The organism is Rathayibacter sp. AY1F9, from assembly GCF_002932155.1.
GTDB lineage: Bacteria > Actinomycetota > Actinomycetes > Actinomycetales > Microbacteriaceae > Rathayibacter.
In genome coordinates this window covers 278,311-302,818 of the sequence record NZ_PSVA01000001.1, presented here as the reverse complement: position 1 = coordinate 302,818, position 24,508 = coordinate 278,311, and the positions used below count along the sequence as shown (strand labels likewise).

Sequence of the window (24,508 nt, the reverse complement as noted above, 5' to 3'; positions counted from 1 at the left end):
CGCGGGATCAGGCGCCGCGGTACGCCTGCTTGTAGACGCGCTCGGTGCCGTCGGGCGCGGTGACCTCGATGGTCGCCGTGCCGGCCTTGATGGGCTTGAAGACGGTCACGGTCTTCACCGTGAACGACTGGCCGGGCTTGACCGTCTTCTTCGTCTTGCTGCCGTACGCCGTCGTGATCTCGATCGAGACCGTCTCGTCGCCGTTGTTCACCGCCGACACCGTCAGCGTCCGCACGACGGCGAGGCGCCTGGTGGAGGCGGTGGTCGCGACGTCGATGACCGTGACGGGCTCGGGCTCCGGGTCCGTCCGGGTCTCGGGCAGGTCGAGGCCGACGACGACCGGGTCGTGGTCGCTGGAGCGGTACGCCGAGGTGTCGTAGAAGATCGTCGCGTTGTAGTCGTAGCGGCTGTACTCCAGTGCCACGGACTCGCCGCTGTTGATGTTCCAGGTGTCGACACCGGTGACCGTCCTGTCGGCCGCGGGCGAGGCGAAGACGTGGTCCAGCGAGCCGACCGCGCCGTCGAACGAGTACGAGTACTTGCCGTCCTTCGCACCCTGGTCGATGTAGCCGGCGTCGGTGATCACCTTCACCGGGTCCTCCTTCGAGTAGGCGTTGAAGTCGCCCAGCAGGTAGACGAGCTCGGTGGCCTTCTCGGTGCGGAGGCGGTCGGCGAACGCGACGAGCGCGGTGGCCTGGTTGACGCGGGAGGCGTTCGAGGCGCCCTGGCCGTCGCCCTGATCCGCGTCGACTCCGGAGCCGGAGCCCTTCGACTTGAAGTGGTTCACGATCGCGACGAACTCGCTGGCGCTGTCGCCGATCAGGCGGAACTCCTGGGCGAGGGGCTTGCGGGCGTTGGAGAAGGCGACGCCGTCGTTCAGGATGACGGACTCGCCGACCGGCTCGATGACGGCCTTCTTGTAGATGAACGCGGTGCGGATGACGTCCTCGTTCGCGAGCGCGGGGAGGGCGGCGGGTGAGGGCACGTACGCCCACAGCTCCGAGCCGGCGGCGGTGTTCAGCGCGGCGGTCAGCGTGGCGAGGGCCTCGTCGCGCGGCTTGCCGAACTTGGCCGAGTTCTCGATCTCCTCGAGCGAGACGACGCCGGCGCCGAGGCTGTTGATCGCGGTGACGATCTTGGCCTGCTGGCGCTCGAGGTCGTCCGCGTTCGCGGCGCCGCGGGCGTCGCAGCCGCTGTTGACCGTGACGGGGTCGCCGTCGCGGTCGGTGTAGAAGGTGCAGCCGGTGATCGAGTCGCCCGTGGTGGAGAAGTAGTTCAGCACGTTGAAGGACGCGATCGAGAGGTCGCCGCCGACGGCCTCGGGGGCCGCCTCGCGGGTGTTCGCGAAGGTCGCGGGCTGGACGGTCGCGGCGTTCTCGACGGTCAGCTGCGTCGTCGGCTGGAAGGACCAGCCGCCGTTGCGGTAGTCGAGGACGACCGGGGTCGTGAAGGTCGCCGGGGCGCCCACGCGGATCGGCTCGGCCGGGGTGAGGTAGGGCAGCGGGATCGCCTTGTTCGCCGCGGCGCCGAGGAAGTTGATCGAGGCGCCGTCGTCGAGCACGATCGCGCGCGCGGCGTTGTCGGCGACGACCGCGGCCAGCTCCGGCGTTCCGGGGCGGGCGACCTCGGTCGGGGTCAGCAGCGGCGAGTCGCCGGCGGTGAGGCCGACGGAGCCGAAGCTGTTGAGGTCGAAGGTGTCGGTCACGGTGAACGCGCCCTGCGGGGCGATCAGCATGCTCTCGAGCGTCTCGCGCTCCTCGACGGTGCGGGGGAGGCCGACGGCGGCCGCGATCGGCGCGACGGCCGGGGTGCCGAGCTTCTCGACGGTCGCGGCCGAGGTCGGGGTGAGCTCGGTGAGGCCGTTGAACTCGCTGACGGCGCCGGTGATGCGCAGGTTGTCGCCGATCGCGACCGCGCCGACCGAGGCGGAGGAGTAGACGAAGACGGCGTCGGAGGCGGTGCGGCCGGTGGTCTGCGCGCCGGTGCCGGCGGTCTGGATCACGTAGCCGTTGTAGCCGCCGGTGGCGTAGCGCGCGGTGACGACGCCGGTGGTGGTGACGGTCTGCCCGACGAGCGGGGACGCGGCTCCGGTGCCCTGGATCTCGGCGATCGAGACGGTCGGCGCGGTGGTCGGCGGCGTCGTCGGCGGGGCGGTCGGGGTCGCCGTGGGGGTCGCCGTCCCGGTCGGCGCCGGCGTCGGCTCCGGGGTGCTGCCGCCGGCGGACTCGGGGGTCATCGCGCCGACGGTGAAGTCGGCGGCGTTGGAGTCGGTATCGCCGGTCGCGGAGTCGGCGCGCGCGATCGACTCGGTCAGCGTCGGCGCGGTGGCGGCCGCCGACTCGAAGGTGTTGGAGGTGCCGTAGCCGAGCAGGTCGAGGACCGCGTCGGGCTGCTCGGCGGTGCCGGTCGGCGGGGCGACGAGGGTCGCGGTGCCCTCGACCAGGAAGAGCGTGCCGCCGGCGGCCGCGATGTTGAGGCCGTTCGCGGTCTGGTCGGCGGCGGGGAGCGGCGCGCCGTTGCTGCCGTTGCTCGCACCGGCGATCAGGAAGTGGCCCTCGGCGGGGACGGTGCCGGTGAGCGCGACGGTCGTCGTCGGGTTCGCCGTGCCGGTGGCCGAGCGGTACTGCAGCGAGAGGCCCGAGAGCGCGACGTCGGCGCCGGTCGGGTTGTAGAGCTCGACGAAGCGGTTGCTGTAGGTCGCGCCGGCCGAGCCGCCGCGGGCGAAGATCTCGCTGATGACCAGCTCGTCACCGCTCGGAGCCGCGGTGGCGGGGGTCGCGACCAGCGGCGTGGCGACCAGGGCGAGACCGGCGAGGGCCGCGAGGGCGAGGCGCCTCCTCGGTGTGCGGGCGCGAGGCCTGTCCGCGAGGGGTGCGGGGGAGTCGGGCATGGTGGTCCTCTCGATCGCCGCTCCGGAGAGCGGTGGTGCGTCACCGCACGGCGACGGCGACCCTTCGCCCCTGAAAGGGGCACAGTGAGCCACGCTATGCAGTGCGGGTGCCCGGCCTGTGAACCGGACGTTTCATGAACGTAAACTCACCCACCGACATCGGGGCCGCGGTCCCGTCTTCGCGGCCTCCGTCCGGGAACGCGGGCCATGATCGGGAGATGATCTCCTTCGAATTGGCCAGGGCGCTGCGGACCGCGGGTCTGCGCTGGGCACCGGTCACCGGCGACCGCTTCCGCATCGAGCGCGAGGGGTTCGACGGCGACGTCTTCACCGTGAGCGACATGACGATCGAAGCGCACGAGTACGAGACCGGCACGGTGCTCGGCTTCAACGGCACGACCGAGTGGGCGCTCGACTCCGTGGCGCTCGACGACTCGCTCTGGCTGCCGCGCGAGGACCAGCTGCGCGAGCTGCTCCGCGGTACGTTCCGCTCGCTGCGCCGCGTCGCGGCCGGCGGGCCGGTGCGCTTCGCCGTGACCGTCGAGCTCGCCGGCGAGCAGCGCGACTTCGAGGACGAGATCGCCGAGAACGCCTACGCGGAGGCGCTGCTCGCGCTGGTCAGCTCGGTCGCGGTCGACCTCGACGACGTGGACGAGCTCGCCTGAGCCGACGGGCACCTCTGCCCGTGGGGAGACGTCCCCATTCTTCGCGGCCCGCCCGCTCTCCACGATCGGTCTCGTCGGAACAGACGCTTCCGAGTCGAGGAGAACCCCATGCGAGACCTGCAGCAGCGACCGTCGTCCGGCACCACCGGGCGGACCACCGGACTGATCGCCTCGGGCGGCGTCCCCGTCCCAGGGGCCGAGGAGGCCTACCGCCGCTTCCTCGAGCTGCGGCGCGAGATCTACGTCGACGAGGCCGGCTTCCTCTCCGCCGAGCACGGGAGCGACGGCCGGGAGACCGACGAGGACGATGCTCGCTCGCTCGCCTTCGCGGTCGTCGAGGAGTGTGCGGGCGAGCTGCGGATCCGCGCCGCTCTCCGCCTGATCGTCAAGGGTCGCGCGACCCGCGCGGTGACCGACGACCGCCTCCCCGTCGAGCGGTACTGGCCGGAGGTCTTCGGCTCGAGCCCCGCACCGGAGCCCTCCGTCGAGGTCTCGCGCCTCGTCGCGCGGCACGAGAACCGGGCCGCGCAGCACGCGTGCGTGCTGGAGCTGTACGCCGCAGTCCTCGCCTTCCTCGACGAGGCCGGGATGCGCTCCGCCTACGGGCTGATCGATCCGGTGCTCGAGCGGTTGCTGCGCCTCTCGCTCACCGCCACGAGGATCGGCGAGCGGCGGTGGATCGGCGCGTACCGGAGTCACAACGTCGCGATCGCGATCGAGGTGCCGCCGATCAGGCGGCTCAGCCGCTGGCTGCCCGGCCGCCTCCTCACGGCGCGCGACATCCTCGTCGGGATCGACGACGAGCAGGAGCTGGCGGCGTGAGCACGGACGTGACGGCCCCCCGGTTCGCCAGGAACCTCGGCTTCTGGAGCGAGGCGGAGCAGGAGGCGCTGTGCTCGGCGCGGATCGCGCTCGCGGGCGTCGGCGGGGACGGGTTCCAGCTCGGGCTTAAGCTCGCGCAGATGGGCGTGCGCTCGTTCGCGGTCGCCGACCCGGAGGTCTTCGAGCCGGAGAACGCGAACCGGGTGCCCGGGGCGACGCTGGCGGCGGTGGGCCGGAACAAGGCCGAGGTGTTCCGCGAGTCGGTGCTCGCGCTCGACGCCGACGCGACGGTCGACGTCTTCCCCGCGGGCGTGCTCCCGGAGACGGCGCTCGGCTTCGCGCGCGGCGCGGACCTGGTCGTCGACGAGACGGAGGTGACGACCCCGGAGGTGGGCGTGCTGCTGGCGCGGACCGCCCGCGCGCTCGATCTGCCGGTGCTGTGGGTGATGAACGTCGGCTGGGCCGCGCAGGCGACGTCGTTCCACCCGAGGTCGCGGCACACCGTGGAGCGCATGCTCGGCTTCACGGAGGATCTGCCGCTCGAGGAGATCGCGCGGCGCCCGGCGGTGCTGGGAAGGACGCTGCCCGTGATCCCGCCCTACACCGACCTCCGGGTGCTGCGGGCCGTCACGTCGGCCGCTCCGGCGCCGCTGCCCTCGATCGCCCCGGGGGTCGACGCGGCCTCGGCGCTCGGCTCCGCACAGGCGTTCCTGCATCTCACGGCCGCCGTCGGCAACCGCCGGCCCCGCCCGACCTGGGCGCCGGCGTTCGCGCACGTCGACGTCTACGGGCGCACCGCCGGCACGGTCCGCAGGCCCCGGTTCTCGGCGGCCCTCACCCTCGCGCGCGCGGCGGCCCGGGACGCGCTCGCGCTCAACCCGCGGGTGCAGTACTCGGACGAGGACCGCGAGCGGCGTGCCGCCTAGCGGACCTCGAGGTGCAGGCCCGGCTCGGTATCGGCGACGACGGTCGCGACCGCGCCCCGGCCGGGCGGCAGCAGCCTCACGGTGACGCGCCCGAAGCCGATCTGCTCGAAGGCGCGCGCGGCGGTCGCGGCCACGCGGTCGAGGGTGGACTCGTCGAGGTCGCCGTCGGAGTCGTCGAGGAGCACCACCTGGACCCCGCGCAGCCGCGCGGCGCGGACGCTCGCGACCAGCGGGTCGCGCACGAGGCCGAAGGCGCGGAGCCCGTCGCGGATGCCGGCCTCGACGTTGGCCGCGTCTCGTGCGAGGGCGGGGGAGTAGGGCTCGCCGGCGGCCGCTCGCGCGAGGAGCGGCTCCGCGAGGTCCGCGACCAGCCGCACGCGCTTCTCCCGCTCGGCGAAGCGGCCGTCGGCCTCCGCCGTCTCGGTGGCGAGGCGCTCGAGCTCGGCCCGCACCTCGCCCATCCGGCCGATGGCGTAGCGCAGGCCGAGGCGGAACAGGACGCCGCAGACGAGCAGGATCGCGTAGCGCGACATCGCCTCGAGGGCGAAGAGCGCGCTGTGGCCGCTGCCGAGGACGCAGGCGAGCGTCACGGCTCCGACCGCGAAGTGGCCCGCGACCGCCGCGAGGATCCGACCGCGGAGGCAGAGGGCGAAGAGCGGGAACGCGGTGCCGCCGAGGAACCAGGTGGCGAAGCTCCCCTCCCAGCCGGTGGGCTCGAGGGCCCACCAGCCCAGGGCCGCGGCGACCGGTGCGCCGGCCGCGACCAGGAGGGTGCCGGGGAGCGGGAGCGGATCGCGGGGGCGCCGGACGACCAGCGCGACGAGGAGGGCGACGATCAGCACCGCCGCCGCCGTGAGCGCGGGGCGGCGGGACCAGTCGAGGTTCAGCGTCGCGAGGAGGACGTTGGCGCCGACGAAGAGGAGCCCGATCACCCGGACGTGGCCGCCGCCGAAGCCGAGCAGGTCGGAGACGTCGGCGCTCTGCTCGAGACGGCGCGGGCGGGTCACCGGCGCCACTCCAACCGCACCACGGTGCCCGCCTCGGAGGCGATCTGCGCGGTCGCCCCGGCGATCTGGGTCACCCGGCCGAGGATGCTCGTGGTCAGTCCCATCCGGTTCTGCGGCACGGCGGCGGCGACGAACCCGCCGCCGTCGTCGCCGACCTCGATCGAGAGCCCGCGCTCGTCGACGGCGAGGGACGCGCGGACGGCGGCGGGGGCGCCGTCTGTCGAGCGGGCGTGCTGCACGGCGTTCCGCGCGGCCTGCACGGTCGCGTCGATGAGCGCGTCGGCGACGGGGGAGGGGACGGCCACGGCGCCCGCCGCGATCCGGGTGCTGAGGACGGCGAGCGGCGCGGCCTCGGTGATCCGGACGGAGGCGGCGCGCACGAACTCGCCCGCGGTCAGCATCGCCCGGCTCGGGGTCGGGCCCGTCGGATCCGTCCGCCGGAGCTCCGCGAGGTGCGCGAGGGCGATCCGCGCCGCGGCTCGGGAGCGCTCGGCGGAGTGGCTGATCTGCTCCACGTTGAGCAGGAAGGAGAGGATCTCGTCGTGCACGAGCGCGCCGACCCGGATGCGCTCGCTCCGCCGCCCCGCTCGGCCGGCGGCACGGGCGGCCGCGAGCACCGACTCGCGCGTCGCGCGCTCGAGCGACCGGCCGGCGCCGAGGACCGCCTGGGCGAGCCCCGCGAAGACCGTGCCGATCATCGCCATGTCGACCGCCTCCTCGATCGCCACGACGGGCGATCCCGAGGTGGCGGCGCGGACGGCGAAGAGCAGGAGGCAGACGCCGGCCACGGCGAGCGGCACGAGGCGCGCGGGGAAGGCGACGGCCGCGGCGGTCATCGCCACGGGCACGGCGTCGATCAGCCAGGAGGTGGCGGCGGGGCCGCTCCCGGGCGGCACGGCCGGGATCAGCGCGAGAGCGAGGACGGCGAACAGGACGACGTGCGCGCGGAGCACGGTCCGCACCGCGTCGAGGCTGCCGCGCATCGCGACGAGCAGGGTGACCAGCGGGGCGGGCAGCACCAGAACGGATGCGGCGACGGCCCAGAGCGGGGAGATCCCGAGAGCGGTGGCCGCGTAGCCGAGCGCCGCGACGGCGTGGAACGCGATGCCGCCGATGCTGAATGCGACGACGAAGATCCGCTCGAACCGGTCGCCGATGCCGAAGCTCGGCTCCTCCGCCGCCGCGGCTCCGGATCTCACATCGGGCCTTCGAGCAGGCCGTCCTCGATCGCGCGGATGTAGAGCTCGACCTTGGTCCCCGCATGGCGGCCGACCCGCGCGTACTTGGCGCGGATCCGCCCGACGTAGTGGGTGACGGTGTCGCGGGACAGACCGGTGAGGGAGGCGACGCGCTGCGCCTTCTCGCCCGCGGCGTAGAGTGCCAGCACCTCGCGCTCGCGGGCGCTGAGTCCGGCGTCGGCGAGCTCGACGTCCGCGTCGAGGGCCGCGGCCCAGTCGGTCGAGGCGACCGCGACGCCGTGCGCCGCCGAGCGGATCGTCTCGAGGAGCACGGAGTCCTCCTCGGACTTGCGCACCATGCCGAGCGCGCCGGCCCTGGCCGCAGCGCGGACGGAGTCGGGGTCGTCGCCGGCCGAGAAGATCAGGACGCGGGTGCCGCGGCGCATCAGCCGGGAGACGTTCTCGCCGGCGTCGCTGCCGTCGCCGAGTCGCAGATCGAGGATGACGAGGTCGAAGTCCGCGGCGTCCTCCTCGATCTCGGCGACGGTGGCGGCGACGGCGTCGGCACGCAGGTCGTCGGTCCCGCGCAGCAGCTCGGCGATGCCGGACCGGACGATGGCGTGGTCGTCGATCACGCAGATCGAGCGCACGGGGTCGACGGCGAGGGGAGCGGCCGGCTCGAGGGGAGCGAGGGGCTCGGGAGAAGCGAGGGGCTCGAGGGGAGGTGCTGACTCGAGGGGTCGGGAAAGGGTGCTCACGGCGGCGGGCATCGGCGTCCTGGATCGTCAGGGGAGAGGCGAGCCGTCGGGTGGTCGGCATCGATGGCTGAAGTGTGCGATGCGCGCCGGGACGTCGCAAGGCGAAGCGACACCGCGTCCCAATCCGTGGTCTCGCGGTCCTGGAGTGCTAAGGATCGGCGCGATTCCGCGGGACCCGGCCCGGCGGTGCCGTCGGCGGACGCTCGCCACCGGTCCTCGGCGGGCACCCGCCGTGACCCCCGGACGGGTGCCGCGACAACTGACGGCTGGTGGCCGGAGTGGCCGGCGGACACGATGAGCACGTTCCGCCGGACGGCCCGCCGCCGACCGGACGACCCCGCCCCCCACTCCCGAGAGGAACGGTCCGAGCGTGTTCTCACGGCTGTCCCGCCGCACCCGTTCCGCCGCCTCCGTCGCGTCGGTGACCGCCGCCGCGCTCGTCGTCTCGACGATGGCCGTGCTCTACCAGGGGGTGACCACCCAGGACGTGGATCTCAACGACGCCGGGGTCTGGGTGACCAAGCCGACCGCGCTGCTCGCGGGCCGGCTCAACTACCCCTCCGAGGTCCTCGACGCGGCCCTGCGCACCCAGGGGACGAGCTTCGACGTCGCGCAGGAGGCGGGCACCGTCGTCGTCCACGACCAGAGCAACGCGACCGTCTCGCTCGTGGACACCTCGTCGGTCGCACTCGGCGAGGCGGTCGCCGTGCCCGCCGACTCCTCGGTCGTGCTCGGCGGCGGCGTGCTGGCGATCCTCGACGCCGCCACCGGCGCGCTCTGGGTGCGGGCCGTCGACGCGCTCGCCTCGTTCAGCGTCGAGGCCGACGAGCCCACGGCCGAGCTCGGCGCGGATGCGGCGGCCACAGTCGCGGCCGACGGCACGGTCTTCGCCTACTCGCCCAGCGAGCAGGAGCTCGTCACGGTCCGCACCGGCGGCGCCCCCTCGACCTCCGCCGTCTCCGGCTTCGCCGAGGGAGCGACGCCGGCGATCACCGCCGTCGGCTCCACCCCGGTCCTCCTCGACGCGGGGAGCGGCGCGGTGTCGATCGACGGGGACGACCCGGTGCAGCTCGGAGTCGCGGACGAGCTGACGCTGCAGCAGCCGAGCACGGGCGGCGAGGACGTCGCGATCTCGACCGGTGCCGCCCTGCTCCTGCAGCCGCTGGACGGCTCGGCCGCACGGACGGTGGACTCCGGCGGGACCGGAACCGCCGTCGCGCCGGTCCGGGTCAACGGCTGCACCTACGCCGCCTGGTCCGGCTCGGGGCGGTACCTGCGCGACTGCGGCGGAACCGCGGACGACGTCGCGAAGGAGGTGCCGGACCTCGGCGCCGACCGGCAGGCGGTCTTCCGCGTCAATCGCAGCGCGGTCGTGCTGAACGAGCTGACCGTGGGCTCCGTCTGGCTGGTGAACCAGGACATGAAGGAGGTCTCCGACTGGGAGGACGTCACGCCGCCGGAGGACGACGCCACCAAGGACGACGACAACACCAGCACCCAGCAGCAGGTGCAGGACACGATCCCGGAGCGGTCGGAGGAGAACACTCCGCCGGTCGCCGTGGACGACGAGTTCGGCGTGCGCGCCGGGCGCAGCGTCATCCTGCCGGTGCTCGACAACGACAGCGACCCGGACGGGGACGTGCTCACCGCGTCCGTGACCGGGGCGCAGCCCGCACTGGGCGCGGTGTCGCCGATCTACGGCGGCAGCGCCCTGCAGATCACCCTGCCCCCGGAGGCGAGCGGGTCTGCGACGTTCGCGTACACCGCCGACGACGGACGCGGGCAGACCGCGGACGCCGTCGTCACGCTGACCGTGACGCCGGCGGGCAGCAACGCGCCTCCTGAGCAGAAGCGCGAGGGGCGGATCCTCCTGGAGCAGGGCGCCTCGGTCTCCTACAACGTGCTGCCGGACTGGATCGATCCGGACGGCGACGAGCTCTTCCTCCGCGCTGCGACATCGACCAGCGACGACCAGGTGCGCTCGACCGCCGACGGACTCGTCACCTTCGACGCGATCGGCGCCGAGCTCGGCCGGAAGGACGTCGACCTGCTCGTCTCGGACGGCACCGACGAGATCGCGGGGGTGCTGCACGTGGACGTCCGCGCGCCCGGCTCGACCGTCCCCGTGACCAATCCGGACCACGTGACGACCCTTGCGGATCAGACCGCGACGGTCGCGCCGCTCGGCAACGACCTCAGCCCGTCCGGCGCGCCCCTGCTGCTCGCCGAGGTCGAGCAGCCCGCCGGCGCGACCGTCACCCCCGACTACACGGCGGGGACCTTCACCTTCACGTCGCCGACACCCGGCAGCTACTACCTGCAGTACCGCGCGAGCGACGGACCGGACTCGACCCCGGGACTCGTCCGCGTCGACGTCCTCCCGGCGACCAGTGAGGCGAAGGACCCGGTCGCCGTGCGCGACGTCGCGCTCCTGCCCTCGGGCGGCACCGCGCTCGTCGACGTGCTGCAGAACGATTCCGACCCCAACGGCGGGCTGCTCGTCGTCTCCTCGGTGAAGGTGGACGCCGGCGCCGGTGTCGCGGTGGCGATCCTCGAGCACGAGGTGCTCCGCGTCACGGATCAGCCGGGGATCACCGAGCCGGTGACCTTCCGCTACGTCGTCTCGAACGGCACCGGGACCACGACCGGCGAGGTGCTGGTGGTGCCGACACCCGCTCCGGCGACCCTCGAGCCGCCGATCGCGACCGACGACTCGGCAGCCGTGCGCGTCGGCGACACCGTCACGATCGACGTGCTCGCCAACGACGTCTCGCCCGGCGGCCGGCTGCTGACGGTGGTGCCCGACCTCGTGGCACCGCTGCCCGACGCCGCCGACGGCGTCGCGTTCGTCTCGGAGGACCGGCTGCGGTTCCGGGCGGGCGACACCGCGAAGACGGTCTACGTCACCTACGAGGCGATCGACGCCTCGGGCCAGAAGGACGCAGGCTACGTCAGCATCCAGATCCTGCCGATGAACCGCGAGGCGAACTCGCCGCCGCGGCCCGAGAACCTCGAGGCGCGCACGCTCTCGGGGACGACCGTCTCGATCCCGATCCCGCTGGACGGCACCGATCCGGACGGCGACAGCGTGACGCTCGTCGGTCAGGCGAGCGCTCCCGGCAAGGGGCGGATCGACGAGGTCGGGGCGGATCACCTCACCTACACGGCCTTCGACGATTCCGTCGGCACCGACACCTTCCGCTACGAGGTGAGCGACGCTCTCGGCAAGCGGGGCACGGCGACGATCCAGGTCGGCATCGCGCCTGCGTCGACGGAGAACCAGGCGCCGGACGCCGTCAAGGACGTCGTGACCGCGCAGCCCGCGCGCAGCATCGCCGTCGACGTGCTCGCGAACGACACCGACCCCGACGGCGACACGCTCTCGCTGGTCGCGGACGGCCTCACCGCTCCGGAGGGAGTGACGGCACGGCTGTCGGCCGGCCGCGTGCTGGTGACGACTCCCGAGGCGGAGGGCGACTACGCCGTCCAGTACACGGTCGGCGATCCGCGTGGCGCGACCGCCGTCGGAAGCCTGCTCGTGACGGTGGCGGAGGAGGCGGCGCTGCTGCCGCCGATCGCCCGCGACGACACGGTCACGACCGCGCAGATCACGACGGCACAGACCGTCGAGGTGCCCGTGCTGAAGAACGACGAGGATCCGGACGGCGTCGCGAGCGAGCTCCGGGTGGCGCTGCTCGGCGAGCCGGCGGGAGCCGAGGTCGGGACCGGCGGAGTCGTGACCGTGACCCCCGGCGAGGAGGCGCAGCTCCTCACGTACACGGCGACCGATGCCGACTCGCAGGTGGCGACCGCCTTCATCCGGGTGCCGGCGCTCAGCTCGACCGGCCCTTCGCTCAAGCCCGGTGTCGAGCCGCTCGAGGTGAAGGCCGGCGAGCAGGCGACGATCCCGCTGACCGACTGGGTTGTGGCTCCCGAGGGGAAGACCGCTCGTCTCACGCAGGCCGACCGGGTGTCGGCGCTGCACTCGGCCGACGGGGTGCTCGTCCGGGACGAGTCGACCCTGCTCTACACCGCGGCCCCCGACTACTTCGGCTCGGACGCCCTGACCTTCGAGGTCACCGACGGCACCGGGCCCGACGACCCCGCCGGGGTGAAGGCGACGCTGAGCATCCCGATCACGGTGCTGCCGCCGGAGAACCAGCCGCCGACGTTCGCCGGGGGAGCGATGGAGGTCGCGGCCGGCGAGGACGCGTCGACGCTGGATCTGCGGGCGCTCTCGAGTGACCCGGACAAGGGCGACCTGGCGAAGCTGAGCTACAGCGTCACGGGCGCGCCCACCGGGATGACCGCCTCCGTGTCGGGCTCGGTGCTCTCCGTCGCAGCCGACGAGTCGGTCGCGAAGGGGACGCAGGAGACGCTGGCGATCACCGTGACCGACGGCACCACGCAGCCCGTGCAGGGCTCAGTGGTCGTGCGGGTGACCGCGTCGACCCGGCCGCTGACCGTCGCGAACGACGACGTCGTCGCGAAGGCGCCCCAGGGCCGGCCGACCACGGTCGACGTGCTCTCGAACGACGTGAATCCGTTCCCCGAGACGCCGCTGACGCTGGTCGGCGATCCGATCGTGGACTCCGGGGCCGACACCGGCACGGCGAGCGCCCAGGGCGGCTCCGTCGTCGTCACGCCGAACGCGGACTTCGTGGGCACCATGACGGTGCGCTACCAGGTGGCGGACGCCACCGGCGACGCCGAGCGCCGGGTGTTCGGCACTATCCGCGTCACGGTGCAGGGCAAGCCCGCCGCGCCGGGGACGCCGTCGGTCAGCTCGGTGCAGGACCGGACCGTAGTGCTCAGCTGGTCCGACGGCGCCAGCAACGGCGCCGAGATCACCAGCCACACGGTGAAGTGGTCGGGGGGCAGCCAGGACTGCGCGGCGACCACCTGCACGATCGCGAACCTCACCAACGACCGCGAGTACACCTTCACGGTCACCGCGACCAACGAGATCGGCGAGTCCGACGCGTCGCCCGCGTCGGCCGTGGCGCGGCCGGACGCCCGCCCGGGCGCCCCGACGATCACGAGCCTGGACTACGGCGACGGCTCGCTCACGGTGACGTGGGCGGACGGCGCGAACCCGGGGTCCGCGGTGACGGGGTACGAGGTGCAGCTCAGCGGGGCCGGCAACGACCTGTTCGAGGTGCCCGGCGGCACCCGGACCACGCAGCTCACCGGGCTGACGAACGGCTCGAACTACACGGTCGCCGTGCGGGCGTCGAACCGCTCGCCGGAGCCCTCCGACTGGTCGGGCCCGATGTCGATGAGCCCGGCGGGCTCGCCGAGCGCGCCGGCGGCGCCGCAGGTCGGCCCCTCGACGCAGTTGGGCACGCAGACGCAGCTCCCGGTGTCTTGGAGCCCGCCGGCGACACCGAATGCGGAGGCGCTGACCGGCTATGTGCTGCAGGTGAAGACGAACGGTGCCGTCGACCGGACCATCACTACCGGTGATCTCACCGTCAATGTCACCTTGGATAACTCTGAGTCGGGTTACACCTTCTCGGTCGCGGCCACGAACAAGTCGACGGACGCGAAGAAGACCGCGCCTCAGTTCAGTGTGGACTCGTCGAAGAGACGGGCTGTCGGCACGCCGGGCACTCCGACGATCACGGCAGCGGGTGAGGGCGACAACTCGATCACGGGCTTCGCCTGGAATACCGGCGGCGGCAACGGGGCCAGTGCCGGAGAGATCGTCTACTACTACGACTTGAACGGGGATGAAATCGACCGTCCGGCATCGCCGACGCTCACGCAGGGGATCTCGAACAACAATTCCTATCAGGTCCGAGTCCGCGCTATTGCGACAGTCGACGGCAATTCCTATCCGGGCGAGTGGAGCAGTCCTACCGCGAGGCTCGCGCCCTATGGTCTGCCCGGAATGCCGACCATCGTCGCGACTGTCAACGGGACGTCGATCGATTACGTCGTGACCCCTCCCTCGCCGAACGGACGCCGCATCACCGATCTCTGGATCGATACCGACGGAAAACAGCAATACAAGCGCTACGACCCGACCGTGCAGACGATCCGGCTCGGCGACGGTTACGACCAGTACCACGCGGTCGACGCGTACGTCGTCGACGAGAAGGGTCAGCAGTCCGCCATCGAGCGACGAGGCGCTTACACCGCAGCGGCGCCGCCGCCGCCACCGCCGCCCGCGCAGACCAGCTGGGTCGTGAACGCCCCCGTCAACTCGTGCCTCGAGGACAGCGACAACAGCAAGTTGCACTACAGCCCGGACGGCCCGTCGTGCAGCAGCCGCTGGGTGAAGGGCGACCTGACCGTCTACTGCTATGCCGACTGGCGGAACAAGACGGCGGGCGGCGACAACCGCTGGTACCGGCTGGACGACGGCTGGTATGTCGCCCGCGGAACCGTCAACGGCAGCGAAGCAGGAATGGGACCGTGCTGACCCCGCGTCGGCACCGAGAAGAGGGATCGCACTGATGACCATGACACCCGACCAGGCCGGCTGGTTCGCCGCCACGTTCGAGAAGCTCGTGCAGAACGTCGGGCAGGCCGTGCTCGGCAAGTCCGAGGTGGTCTCGCTCGTGCTCACGGCGATGCTCGCCGAGGGGCACGTGCTGCTCGAGGACGCACCGGGGACCGGCAAGACCAGCCTCGCGAAGGCGATCGCGGCGACGGTGCAGGGCACCAGCAACCGGATCCAGTTCACGCCCGACCTGCTGCCCAGCGATGTCACCGGAGTGACCATCTACGACCAGAAGTCGAGCCGTTTCGACTTCCACCGCGGCCCGATCTTCGCGTCGATCGTGCTCGCCGACGAGATCAACCGCGCCTCGCCGAAGACGCAGTCGGCGCTGCTCGAGGTGATGGAGGAGTCGCGGGTCACGGTCGACGGCGTCGGCCACGAGGTCGGGCGGCCCTTCCTCGTCATCGCCACGCAGAACCCGATCGAGCAGGCCGGCACCTACCGCCTGCCCGAGGCGCAGCTGGACCGCTTCCTGATCAAGACCTCGATCGGCTACCCCGACGCGGCGTCCGCCGAGCGGATCCTGGCGGGTGCGGGGGAGCGCAACCCCTCCGCCGGGCTGCGCGCGATCATCACGACCCAGGCCGTCGCCGACATGGCCGACCTCGCGGCGACCGTGCACGTCGACGGCGCCGTGCTGCGCTACGTCGTGCAGCTCGCCGAGGCCACCCGCTCGGCGCCGGAGACGCGGATCGGCGTCTCGGTCCGCGGCTCGATGGCGCTGATCCGCGCCTGCAAGGTCTGGGCGGCGGCGAACGGCCGGCACTACGTGCTGCCGGACGACGTCAAGCAGCTGGTCGCCTCGGTCTGGCTGCACCGCTTCGTCCTCGATCCCGAGGCCGAGTTCGCCGGCGCCACGGCCGACGGCGTGCTCGGGCGCGTGCTCGCCGAGGTCGCCGCGCCGCAGGAGCGTCAAGCGGCATGACCGGGATCGGAGTGCTCCGGAGGGAGGGGCTCGCGCGACGCGCGGGCGCCGCCGTCGAGCGGTCGCGCCACGTGGTCGAGACGGCCGGCGTGCTGCTCGCGCCCGTCCGCGCCCGCGCCGTGCCCGTGGTCGCGGTGGCGACCTCGTTCGCCTGGGTCCTCCTCGCGCTGGCCGGCCTCGCCTGGATCGTCGGCGCGGTGCAGGGCTGGAGCGAGCTGGTCCTGCTCGCGGTCCTGGCGCTGGCGGTGCTGGTCGCCGCCGCTCCGTTCATGATCGGGCGCTCCGCCTACTCCGTCGACCTCGATCTCGCGGCCACCCGGGTGGTCGCGGGGGAGCGGGCGGTCGGCCGCGTCGAGGTGCGCAACGCCTCGGCCCGCTCGCTCCTGCCCGCGCGGGTCGAGCTGCCGGTCGGCGGCGGCCTGGCGGTGTTCCCGCTCCCGCGGCTGGAGGCGGCGGCCGTGCACGAGGAGCTGTTCACCATCCCGACGGCGCGGCGCGGCGTGATCCGCGTCGGACCCGTCCGCTCGGTCCGCGGCGACGGCCTCGGGCTCTTCCGCCGCGTCGTGCCGCACACCGTGCCCGGCGACCTCTTCGTGCACCCGCGCACCGTCGCCGTCGGCGGCTCGTCCTCGGGCTTCCTCAAGGACCTCGAGGGCCGGCCGGCCCCGGAGCTCTCCAACAACGACGTCTCCTTCCACGCCCTCCGCGCCTACGCGCCCGGCGACGACCGCCGCTACGTGCACTGGAAGACGACGGCGCGCACCGGCACGCTGATGGTGCGCCAGTTCGAGGAGACGCGCCGCTCGCACCTCGCGATCGGCCTCTCCCTCGATCCCGCCGACTACCGCGACGACGACCAGTTCGAGCTCGCTGTCTCCAGCTGCGCCTCCCTCGGCCTCCAGGCGCTGCGCGACGGGCAGCAGCTCAGCGTGCTCGTGCAGGGCCGGTCGCTGCACGCGGGCCTGGGCAAGCGTCTGCTCGACGACCTCTCCGGGGTGGAGCTCGGGCAAAGCAGGGGCGACCTCGTCGGCCTGTCGCGCTCGCTCGTCCGCTCGGTGCCGCAGGCGTCGGTCGTGATCCTCGTCGTCGGCTCGGAGGTGACGGCACCGCGGTTCCGCTCGGCGGCCCGGCAGCTGCCTCCCGACGCGCGCGTGATCGGCGTGAGCTGCGACGAGGATCGGCCCGCCGCCCGCCGCAGCATCGGGGAGCTCGCGCTGCTCAGCGTCCCGGCTCTCGAGGAGCTGCCGGCGGCCGTGCGGCGAGGTGCCGCGTGAGGGGCCGGGCACCGGCGGCCGTCGCCGTCGATCTGGTCGCCCTCGCGGTGCTGCTCGCCGTCGGCGCGGTCGGCTTCGGCCGGGTCTTCGCCGGCGCGGACCACCTCGTCGCGGGCGGCCTCGGGATCGTCGCCGGTCTCGCGGTCGGCGCCCTCGCGGCGCGAGCCCGCTGGGGCCTGCTGACGACGACCGCGGTGACCGCCGCCGCCTACTCCCTCGTCGGCACCGCGGCGGCGTTCCGCTCCGCGGGCCTCCTCGGCGGCATCCCGAGCCCGGAGAGCCTCCTGGGCCTCGCGACCGCGCTGGTCACCTCGTGGAAGAGCCTGCTCACCGTCGAGCCGCCGGCGAACGGCTTCCCGGAGCTGCTCGTCGTGCCGTTCTGCGCCGCGCTGGTCTGCGCCGTCGTCGCGGCGACGATCGCCCTGCGCGCCCCGCGCCCGGTCTGGGCGCTCGTGCCGGCCGCGGCTCTGGTGCTCGTCTCGATCCTCTTCGGCACCGCGGACGCCGTCGCGCCCCTCGCCCAGGCGATCGCCTTCGGCGTCGTCGGGCTGGCCTGGGCGGCCTGGCGCCGCCAGTCGGCGCAGACCTCCGCCGCCGGCGGCGACGGGGCGGTCGACCCCTCCGCGGTCCGTCAGCTGCGGCTGCGCCGGATCGGCTCCGGCGCCCTCGTCCTGGCGCTCGCGGCCGCAGTCGTCGGCGTCTCCGCCGGCGCCGTCGCCCCGGCCGGGTCGCGCTCGACTCTCCGCGAGGACATCGTGCCGCCGTTCGACCTCGACGACTACCCGACGCCGCTCGCCTCCTTCCGCAAGACCGTCCGCGATCAGAAGGACGCGACCCTGTTCACGGTGTCGGGCCTGCAGGAGGGCGTGCGGGTGCGCCTCGCGACCATGGACGCGTACACCGGGACCGTCTTCGACGTGACCGGCGGCGGGGGCGGCTCCGGCAGCTTCGCCCGCGTCGGCAGCACCATCGCCGGCGAGCACGAGGGCACGCCGGCCGTGCTCCGCTTCACCGCGGCGGACCTCGGCGGAGTCTGGCTGCCAGACGCGGGCTACCCGTCGTCGATCGAGTTCGCCGGGCCGCGGGCCGAGGCGCTGAGCGGATCGCTGCACTACAACGACGAGACCGGCGTCGCGGTCGTGACCTCGCGGCTCGCGGCCGGCGACTCCTACACGCTGACCACGACCCTCCCCCCGGTGCCGAGCGACGAGGAGCTCGCCGACGCCGTCGCGGCACCCGTCACCGTGCCGACGCCGGTCGACGTCCCGGAGGCGCTCACCGACGCGACGCTCGCCTCGGTGGGTGAGGCGACCACCGCGCTCAGCCAGGTGCGGGCGATCGCGACCACGCTCTCGACGCAGGGCTACTTCAGCCACGGCCTCGAGGGCGAGGCGGAGTCCCGCCCCGGTCACGGCTCGGAGCGGCTGCAGCTGCTGCTCACGGACGAGAGGGGGATGGTCGGCGACGACGAGCACTACGCGACCACGATGGCGCTGATGGTCGACGAGCTCGGTCTCCCGGCCCGCGTGGTGATGGGCTACTACCCGGCGGCCGGGTCGGATCTCTCCGGCGACGTCGCGATCACCGGCGACGACCTGCACGCGTGGGTCGAGGTCGCGTTCGCGGAGCACGGCTGGGTGGCCTTCGATCCCACGCCGCCGAAGGAGCAGATCCTGCAGGATCAGCAGCCCGAGCCGGCGGCCCAGCCGAAGGCCCAGGTCCTCCAGCCGCCGCCGCCCCCGCAGGAGCCGGCCGTCGTGCCGCCGGACGTGGTCCAGGAGGACGAGACCGAGGACGACCGGGGCCCGGACCTGGGCTGGATCGGCGTCGTGCTCGCGGTCGCCGGCGGAGCCGTCGGCCTGGCGGCGCTGCTCTTCGGCCCCGCGCTGCTCATCGCGGCCCTCAAGCGCCGACGCCGCCGGGCGCGGGTGGGCGCCGAGCATGCGGCCGACCGGATCAGCGGCGGCTGGGACGAGGTGCTCGACCGCGCCGCCGACCTGGGGACCGTCGTCCCGGCCGGAGCCACCCGCCTCGAGGACGCGGCTCTGCTGCACTCCGAGTACCCGAGCGCAGGGGTGGCGGTCCTGGCCCGGCGGGCCGATGCCGCGGTCTTCGGGCCGCTGGATCCGGTCGACGCCGAGGTCGCCGCCTTCTGGGAGCAGACCGACGCGCTCGTCGCGGAGCTGCACGCCACCGTCTCGCCCTGGCGGCGGCTCCGGGCGCGCCTGTCCCTGCGCTCCCTGCGGCCGGCCTGGCTGACTCGCGCCACCACCGCCGCCCGCGGCGCCCGGACGAACACGACGGGGCGACCCGCGAGGAACGAGGATCTCCATGACTGACACGACGACGTCCGGCTGGGTGTGCTCGCGCTGCTCGACGACGATGGACGCGAGCGCGGCGTTCTGCCGCGGCTGCGGGGCGGCGGCCCTCAGCGCCGGGACTCCGCGCCGGACGGCGGCCGTGCCGTTCGGCGTTCCGGCCGCGCTCGGCCCCCGGGTCGGGGCCTACCTGCTGGACAGTGTCATCGTCGGCGTCTGGTTCTTCCTCTCCTACGTGATCGTCTGGCTCCTCACCTGGGCGCTCTGGCAGACGGCCTCCACGACCGGCGCCTACAGCGCGATCGCGTACTTCGGAGCGTTCGGGCCGACCGTTCTGATCCTCGCCTTCGGCCTCTTCTACACGAAGGCGCAGGGCGGGCGGGGCACCCCGGGGATGCGGATGCTCGGTCTGCGCCTCGTGCGCTACGACAGCGGGGAACCGCTCGGATTCTGGAAGGCGGCCGGCCGGAACGTCGTCTTCAACCTCTGCGCCGCGATCATCGTCGGCTACTTCTCGCCGCTGTTCGACACCTCGGGGGAGAACCGCGGCTGGCACGACCAGGCCACGGGCACCTGGATGATCGACACCCGCTCGGCGGGCGCCCTGCGTCCCGTCTCGTCCGTGCGGGAGGCGCCGGTGCCGACCTCGTCGGTGGCCGTGGTGGCCGACCTCGACGAGCCGGTCGTTCCGCGTGCGACAGCGGAGTCGTCCGTCGCCGCTGCCACTCCCGCTGCGTACTCCGCGCCCCTCGCCTCCGCGCCCGCGACCGCCGCGCCCGCCGTGTACTCCGCGCCGGCCGCCGCGCCGGCGAGCTTCGCGGGACCGCCCGCAGGCGGCGTGATCTCCGCCGTGCCCGGCTCCGCCGCTTCGGCTCCGGCCCGTCCGAGCGCCCCCGCGCACGAGCCGGAGGACCTCGAGCTCACCCGGATGAGCGCCGTCGCCCCCGCGCAGCCGCGCCCGCGCGCGGTCCGGCTCCGCTTCGACGACGGGACCGTCGTTGTCGTCTCCGACTCCGCGCTCGTCGGGCGCAACCCCGCGCCGCGCACCGGCGAGGCCGCGGGCGAGCTGGTGGCGCTCGCCGACACGACCCGCTCGATCTCGAAGACGCACGCGAGGCTCGAGCTCCTCGGCGACGAGCTCTCGGTGATCGATCGGCACTCGACCAACGGGACCGGGGTCGTGATCGACGGCACGGCGACCCCGGTGCCGCCCGGCGGGCGCGCCGCGGTGCCCGTCGGCGCCACACTGACCTTCGGCGACCGCACGGCGGCGGTGGAGTGGGCATGAGCGCTGCGGGCAGCCCGATCGCCGTGCAGTGGGGCAGCGCCACCGACCGCGGGATGAAAAGGGCGATCAACGAGGACTCGCACGTCGCGGAACCCCCGGTCTTCGTCGTCGCCGACGGCATGGGCGGGCACGACGCCGGAGAGGTCGCCAGCGCGATCGCCGTCGACGCGTTCCGCAGTCTGGTCGGCCACGACACGGTCCGCGTCTCCGAGATCGAGGAGTGCTTCGCCGGCGCCCAGGTCCGCATTGCGGAGCTGGCCCTCAGCACCGAGCGCAGCGCCGGGACGACCGTCAGCGGACTGGCCATCGCCGAGATCGAGGACCTGGGCTACTGGCTCGTGTTCAACCTCGGCGACTCCCGCACCTACCGCATGGCGCACGGCGCCCTCGAGCAGGTCAGCGTCGACCACTCGGTGGTGCAGGAGCTCGTGGAGGCGGGCGAGCTCGACGCCTCCGGGATGCAGACCCACCCGCAGCGCAACGTGATCACCCGGGCGCTGGGTGCGGGCAGCGCCGGTGCGCCCGACTTCTGGCTGCTCCCCGCCGCGACTGGCGACCGGATGCTGGTCTGCTCCGACGGGCTCACCACCGAGCTCGACGACGCCCGCATCGCTCTCGTCCTCCGCGACGAGGCCGACCCGCAGGCCGCGGCCACCCGGCTGCTGCACGAGTCGCTCCTCCACGGCGGCCGCGACAACCTGACCGTGCTGGTCATCGACGCGACGGCCGTCAGCGCCGGCGACGACCTCGATCGCACCGTGCCGAGCGACCGGCTGCCGCTCGCCACCGCCGTCAGCGACGACACCGTGCCGCGCGCGATCGTCACGCGCGAGATCGTCGCGGCACCGTTCGTCGCCGGCACTCCCGACACCGAGGGGGCTCGCCCGTGACCGAGATCCGCTATCGACCCGGCCGCTGGTTCGGCGTCGTCTCCGACCGCGGGATGGCGCTGCTGCCCGACGTGCTGGGCGAGGAGGGCGTCAAGCAGGTCTCCGAGGCCTTCGCGGCGGGCCGCGGCCTCGCGGGCGTGCTCGAGTCGCTCACCGGAGTCTTCGGGGCCGGCCTGCTGGCGCTCCCGCCGTTCGCCGTCGTCTCCCTCGAGGACGACCTGTCGCGGGTCGCGGTCCGCGGCGATCTGCTCGTCGAGGTGATCGAGGAGCTCGGCGACGACGCGCCCGTCGTCGCACTCTCCGGCGAGGGGGTGACCACCTGGAACGAGCGGATGATCGCCGCTCCGGTCTCGATCAGCCTGCGCGTCAAGGCGGGCCGGCGCGGGGCGGCGCTGAGCCTGCCGATCGGCAGCGGGGTCGTGCTCTGCTCGCGGCTGACGGCGACGTTCCGGGGCGCGACCCTCGAAGCCCGGCCGGTCGGCGCGGAGGTGGGCGACGTGGCGGATCCGACCGAGGAGGAGCCGGTCGTCGAGGTCGTGCCGGTCGTCGACACGGCGATCGTCGAGCCGCAGGTCGTCGGGGTCGCTGCCGTCGAGGCTCCCGCCGCGCCGCCGCCGGCCGAGGAGGCCGTCCCGGTCGTGGTGGCGCCGGTGGTCGCGGTGCCGGTCACCGTCGAGCCGGTGCTCGTCGAGCCGGTCGTCGTCGATCCGGTGGTCGTCGAGCCGCAGGACGCGGACCCGGCGTCGGTCGGGCGGATCCCCGCCGCCGAGCCCGCGGCCGAGACCGGCGAGCTCGACGAGTGGGGCTACTCCGCCCCGCCCGCCGCCGCGCCCCCTGCGGCTCCGGCGCCGCCCGCCGTCTCCGCGCCGGCCGCCGCGCCCGAGCCCGCCGCCGCCCCCCTCGGCCACGACGAGACCCGCGTGCCCGTCTCCGACACGGTCCGCGCCGCCGACGACGAGTACGACCACCTCTTCGGCGAGACCGTCGCCCGGGTCGTCGAGGACGCCGCGATCCGCGAGCCGGAGGACGAGCACGGGCTGATCGACCTCGTCCCGGCCGCGTCGCCGTCTCCGGAGGTCGGAGACGGGGACCACGACGGGCACACGATCTCGATCGCCGAGCTGCGCGCCCTCGCGCCCGCCCCGGCGACGCCGACGCCGACGAGCGCGATCGCCCGCCTCGAGCTCTCCACCGGCGACGTCGTCGAGCTCGACCGTCCCGTCGTGATCGGCCGGCGCCCCTCCGCGGGCCGCGTGGCCGCGCACGAGCTGCCGCGGCTGATCACCGTGCCGAGCCCGCTCCAGGACATCTCGCGCAGCCACGTCGAGGTCCGCGCGGAGGGCCGGTTCGTCGTCGTCCGCGACCTGGCGTCGGTGAACGGCACGCTCCTGCTCCGCTCGGGGCAGGTGCCCGTGCGGCTCACCGGGTCGGAGTCGATGGTGCTCGCCGGCGGCGACGTCCTCGACCTCGGCGACGGCGTCACCGTGACGATCCGAGAGCAGGCATGAGCGCGCCGCGGTCGTCCCCGCCCCCCGCGATCCAGGGCTTCGAGTTCCAGCGGCCGCTGGGCTCCGGCGGCTTCGCCGACGTCTTCCTCTACGAGCAGGCCCGCCCCCGGCGCACCGTCGCGATCAAGGTGCTCCGCGCAGGCCTGACGACGGATCGCGAGCGCGACGCGTTCGAGGCCGAGGCGAACCTGATGGCCTCCCTCTCGACGCACCCGTCGATCGTCACCATCTACCAGGCCGACATCGCCGCCGACGGCCGGCCCTACCTGGCGATGGAGTACTGCCCGAACCCCAACCTCGCCGTCCGGCTGAAGAGCGGCCGGCTGGCCGTCGCCGACGCGCTGCGCATCGGCATCCAGGTGGCCGGCGCGGTCGAGACCGTGCACCGCGCGGGCATCCTGCACCGCGACATCAAGCCCGCCAACGTGCTCGTGACCGCCTACGACCGGCCGGCCCTCACCGACTTCGGCATCGCCGGAGCGCTCCTGGACGGCTCCGCCGACCTCGCAGGACTGTCGATCCCATGGTCGCCCCCCGAGGCGTTCGGCGCCGAGATCCCGAACGAGGTCGCCCTCGACGTCTACGCCCTCGGCGCGACCGTCTACTCCTTGCTGGCCGGGCGCTCGCCGTTCGAGCTGCCGGGGCGCTCGATCAATTCGCACGAGCTGATCGAGCGGATCCGCTCGGCGCCGCTGCCGCCGCTCGGGCGCGCCGACGCGCCGGCCTCGCTCGACCGGGTGCTCGCCATCAGCATGGCGAAGGCGCCGCAGGGCCGTTTCACCACCGCCCTCGAGTTCGGCCGCGCCCTGCAGCGGATCCAGGTCGAGCTCTCCCTCGCCGTCACCACGGCCGACGTGCTCGACGACGCCCTGCCGCAGGAGCGGGTGGAGGAGGAGGACGACGGCAACACCCGCATCCGCGGCATCGTCAGCATCGATCCGGTGCCGCGACCCGTCGCTCCTCGCGCGGCCGCGCCGGCGCTCGCCGAGATCTCCGGCGTCCCGGCGTTCGACCTGGAGCGGACGATGGCGCGCGGGTCCGCCGCCTCCTTCGTCGCCCCGGCTCCGCTGTCGGAGCCCCGCGCGCCGGTCCAGGAGCCGCCGCGGAGCGCACCGGCACCCGCGCGCCGTCGCCGGCCGCTCGTGATCACCGGGATCGCGGTGCTTGCCGCCGCCTCCGTCGCGGGCGGGGCCGCACTGGTCGCGGCGATGCCGACCTCGACCGCGGACCCCCGCCGCACCACGGCGCCCGAGGCTCCCGCCGATCCGGTCGGCCGGGTCGACGTCCCCGCCGTCACCGGACTCACCGGCGCGGTCGGTGCCGACGGCGTCGTCTTCACCTGGACCAACCCGCAGCCGGAGGACGGCGACCGCTTCCTCTGGGCTCCGGCCGGCACCGGCTCGATCCCCGATCCCCGTACGCAGGAGGAGAGCACCGTGACGGTCCCCGCCGATGCCTCAGGACAGACCTGCCTCGAGGTGACGCTGCTCCGCCAGAGCGGCCGCGCCTCGGCCCCGACGACGGCGTGCGCGCCGTGAGCGGGTCCGTGCC

General features: G+C 73.9%; 15 protein-coding genes. 11 read left to right on the top strand and 4 right to left on the bottom strand.

Features of this window, described 5'->3' with window-relative positions; all coding sequences use genetic code 11:
- Positions 1-7 precede the first annotated feature (7 nt).
- Positions 8-2,890, bottom strand: coding sequence for an ExeM/NucH family extracellular endonuclease (locus tag C5C37_RS01370; RefSeq protein ID WP_104338299.1), 2,883 nt, complete (start codon positions 2,888-2,890; stop codon positions 8-10).
- A gap of 218 nt (positions 2,891-3,108) precedes the next feature.
- On the opposite strand from C5C37_RS01370, the gene C5C37_RS01365 reads away from it, so the two are divergent.
- The 3 genes from C5C37_RS01365 to C5C37_RS01355 all read left to right on the top strand — a co-directional run bounded on the left by C5C37_RS01365 (position 3,109) and on the right by C5C37_RS01355 (position 5,303).
- On the top strand, positions 3,109-3,555 hold the full coding sequence (locus tag C5C37_RS01365; RefSeq protein ID WP_104222265.1) for a hypothetical protein: 447 nt from the start codon (positions 3,109-3,111) through the stop codon (positions 3,553-3,555).
- 108 nt (positions 3,556-3,663) lie between these two features.
- Positions 3,664-4,377, top strand: coding sequence for a hypothetical protein (locus C5C37_RS01360; protein WP_104262874.1), 714 nt, complete (start codon positions 3,664-3,666; stop codon positions 4,375-4,377).
- A complete protein-coding gene (locus C5C37_RS01355) occupies positions 4,374-5,303 on the top strand; it encodes a ThiF family adenylyltransferase (RefSeq protein ID WP_104222269.1) in 930 nt (309 codons plus the stop codon). The genes C5C37_RS01360 and C5C37_RS01355 overlap by 4 nt, the downstream gene beginning before the upstream one ends.
- Here C5C37_RS01355 and C5C37_RS17310 read toward each other — a convergent pair.
- From C5C37_RS17310 to C5C37_RS01340, 3 genes are read right to left on the bottom strand one after another with little or no spacing between them, the layout of a single operon-like run.
- Complete coding sequence (locus C5C37_RS17310) at positions 5,300-6,310, bottom strand: hypothetical protein (protein ID WP_146082206.1); 1,011 nt, start codon at positions 6,308-6,310, stop codon at positions 5,300-5,302. The two genes, C5C37_RS01355 and C5C37_RS17310, sit on opposite strands and share 4 nt — an antisense overlap.
- Positions 6,307-7,509 carry a hypothetical protein gene (locus C5C37_RS01345; protein WP_104262873.1) on the bottom strand — a complete coding sequence of 401 codons (1,203 nt, stop codon included), beginning with the start codon at positions 7,507-7,509 and terminating at the stop codon, positions 6,307-6,309. The genes C5C37_RS17310 and C5C37_RS01345 overlap by 4 nt, the downstream gene beginning before the upstream one ends.
- Positions 7,506-8,258, bottom strand: a complete 753-nt coding sequence (locus C5C37_RS01340) for a response regulator transcription factor (protein ID WP_104222275.1) — start codon at positions 8,256-8,258, stop codon at positions 7,506-7,508. Before C5C37_RS01340 ends, C5C37_RS01345 begins: the two co-directional genes overlap by 4 nt.
- Positions 8,259-8,616: 358 nt before the next feature.
- Between C5C37_RS01340 and C5C37_RS01330 the strand changes: the two genes are divergently transcribed.
- The 8 genes from C5C37_RS01330 to C5C37_RS01295 are packed head-to-tail and all read left to right on the top strand — an operon-like array spanning position 8,617 to position 24,495.
- On the top strand, positions 8,617-14,673 hold the full coding sequence (locus C5C37_RS01330; RefSeq protein WP_104346659.1) for an Ig-like domain-containing protein: 6,057 nt from the start codon (positions 8,617-8,619) through the stop codon (positions 14,671-14,673).
- 34 nt (positions 14,674-14,707) lie between these two features.
- The gene (locus C5C37_RS01325; protein ID WP_181074885.1) at positions 14,708-15,679 is read left to right on the top strand and encodes a MoxR family ATPase; all 972 of its coding nucleotides are present in this window, start codon (positions 14,708-14,710) and stop codon (positions 15,677-15,679) included.
- Positions 15,676-16,953, top strand: coding sequence for a DUF58 domain-containing protein (locus tag C5C37_RS01320; protein ID WP_104262871.1), 1,278 nt, complete (start codon positions 15,676-15,678; stop codon positions 16,951-16,953). The genes C5C37_RS01325 and C5C37_RS01320 overlap by 4 nt, the downstream gene beginning before the upstream one ends.
- Positions 16,950-19,292 (top strand): transglutaminase-like domain-containing protein, encoded by a 2,343-nt coding sequence (locus C5C37_RS01315; protein ID WP_104338298.1) that lies wholly within the window; start codon positions 16,950-16,952, stop codon positions 19,290-19,292. The genes C5C37_RS01320 and C5C37_RS01315 overlap by 4 nt, the downstream gene beginning before the upstream one ends.
- Positions 19,285-20,559 carry an RDD family protein gene (locus tag C5C37_RS01310; RefSeq protein WP_104338297.1) on the top strand — a complete coding sequence of 425 codons (1,275 nt, stop codon included), beginning with the start codon at positions 19,285-19,287 and terminating at the stop codon, positions 20,557-20,559. The genes C5C37_RS01315 and C5C37_RS01310 overlap by 8 nt, the downstream gene beginning before the upstream one ends.
- Positions 20,556-21,449, top strand: a complete 894-nt coding sequence (locus C5C37_RS01305; RefSeq protein ID WP_104262868.1) for a PP2C family serine/threonine-protein phosphatase — start codon at positions 20,556-20,558, stop codon at positions 21,447-21,449. Before C5C37_RS01310 ends, C5C37_RS01305 begins: the two co-directional genes overlap by 4 nt.
- Positions 21,446-22,957, top strand: coding sequence for an FHA domain-containing protein (locus tag C5C37_RS01300; RefSeq protein ID WP_104222287.1), 1,512 nt, complete (start codon positions 21,446-21,448; stop codon positions 22,955-22,957). Before C5C37_RS01305 ends, C5C37_RS01300 begins: the two co-directional genes overlap by 4 nt.
- The gene (locus C5C37_RS01295) at positions 22,954-24,495 is read left to right on the top strand and encodes a serine/threonine-protein kinase (protein WP_104222289.1); all 1,542 of its coding nucleotides are present in this window, start codon (positions 22,954-22,956) and stop codon (positions 24,493-24,495) included. The genes C5C37_RS01300 and C5C37_RS01295 overlap by 4 nt, the downstream gene beginning before the upstream one ends.
- Positions 24,496-24,508: the final 13 nt, after the last annotated feature.

Excerpts from the sequence above, each read along its gene's own strand:
- C5C37_RS01370 (WP_104338299.1), bottom strand. The coding sequence starts at position 2,890 with ATGCCCGACTCCCCCGCACCCCTCGCGGACAGGCCTCGCGCCCGCACA.
- C5C37_RS01365 (WP_104222265.1), top strand. The coding sequence starts at position 3,109 with ATGATCTCCTTCGAATTGGCCAGGGCGCTGCGGACCGCGGGTCTGCGC.
- C5C37_RS01360 (WP_104262874.1), top strand. The coding sequence starts at position 3,664 with ATGCGAGACCTGCAGCAGCGACCGTCGTCCGGCACCACCGGGCGGACC.
- C5C37_RS01340 (WP_104222275.1), bottom strand. The coding sequence starts at position 8,258 with ATGCCCGCCGCCGTGAGCACCCTTTCCCGACCCCTCGAGTCAGCACCT.
- C5C37_RS01325 (WP_181074885.1), top strand. The coding sequence starts at position 14,708 with ATGACCATGACACCCGACCAGGCCGGCTGGTTCGCCGCCACGTTCGAG.
- C5C37_RS01320 (WP_104262871.1), top strand. The coding sequence starts at position 15,676 with ATGACCGGGATCGGAGTGCTCCGGAGGGAGGGGCTCGCGCGACGCGCG.
- C5C37_RS01310 (WP_104338297.1), top strand. The coding sequence starts at position 19,285 with ATGACTGACACGACGACGTCCGGCTGGGTGTGCTCGCGCTGCTCGACG.
- C5C37_RS01305 (WP_104262868.1), top strand. The coding sequence starts at position 20,556 with ATGAGCGCTGCGGGCAGCCCGATCGCCGTGCAGTGGGGCAGCGCCACC.
- C5C37_RS01295 (WP_104222289.1), top strand. The coding sequence starts at position 22,954 with ATGAGCGCGCCGCGGTCGTCCCCGCCCCCCGCGATCCAGGGCTTCGAG.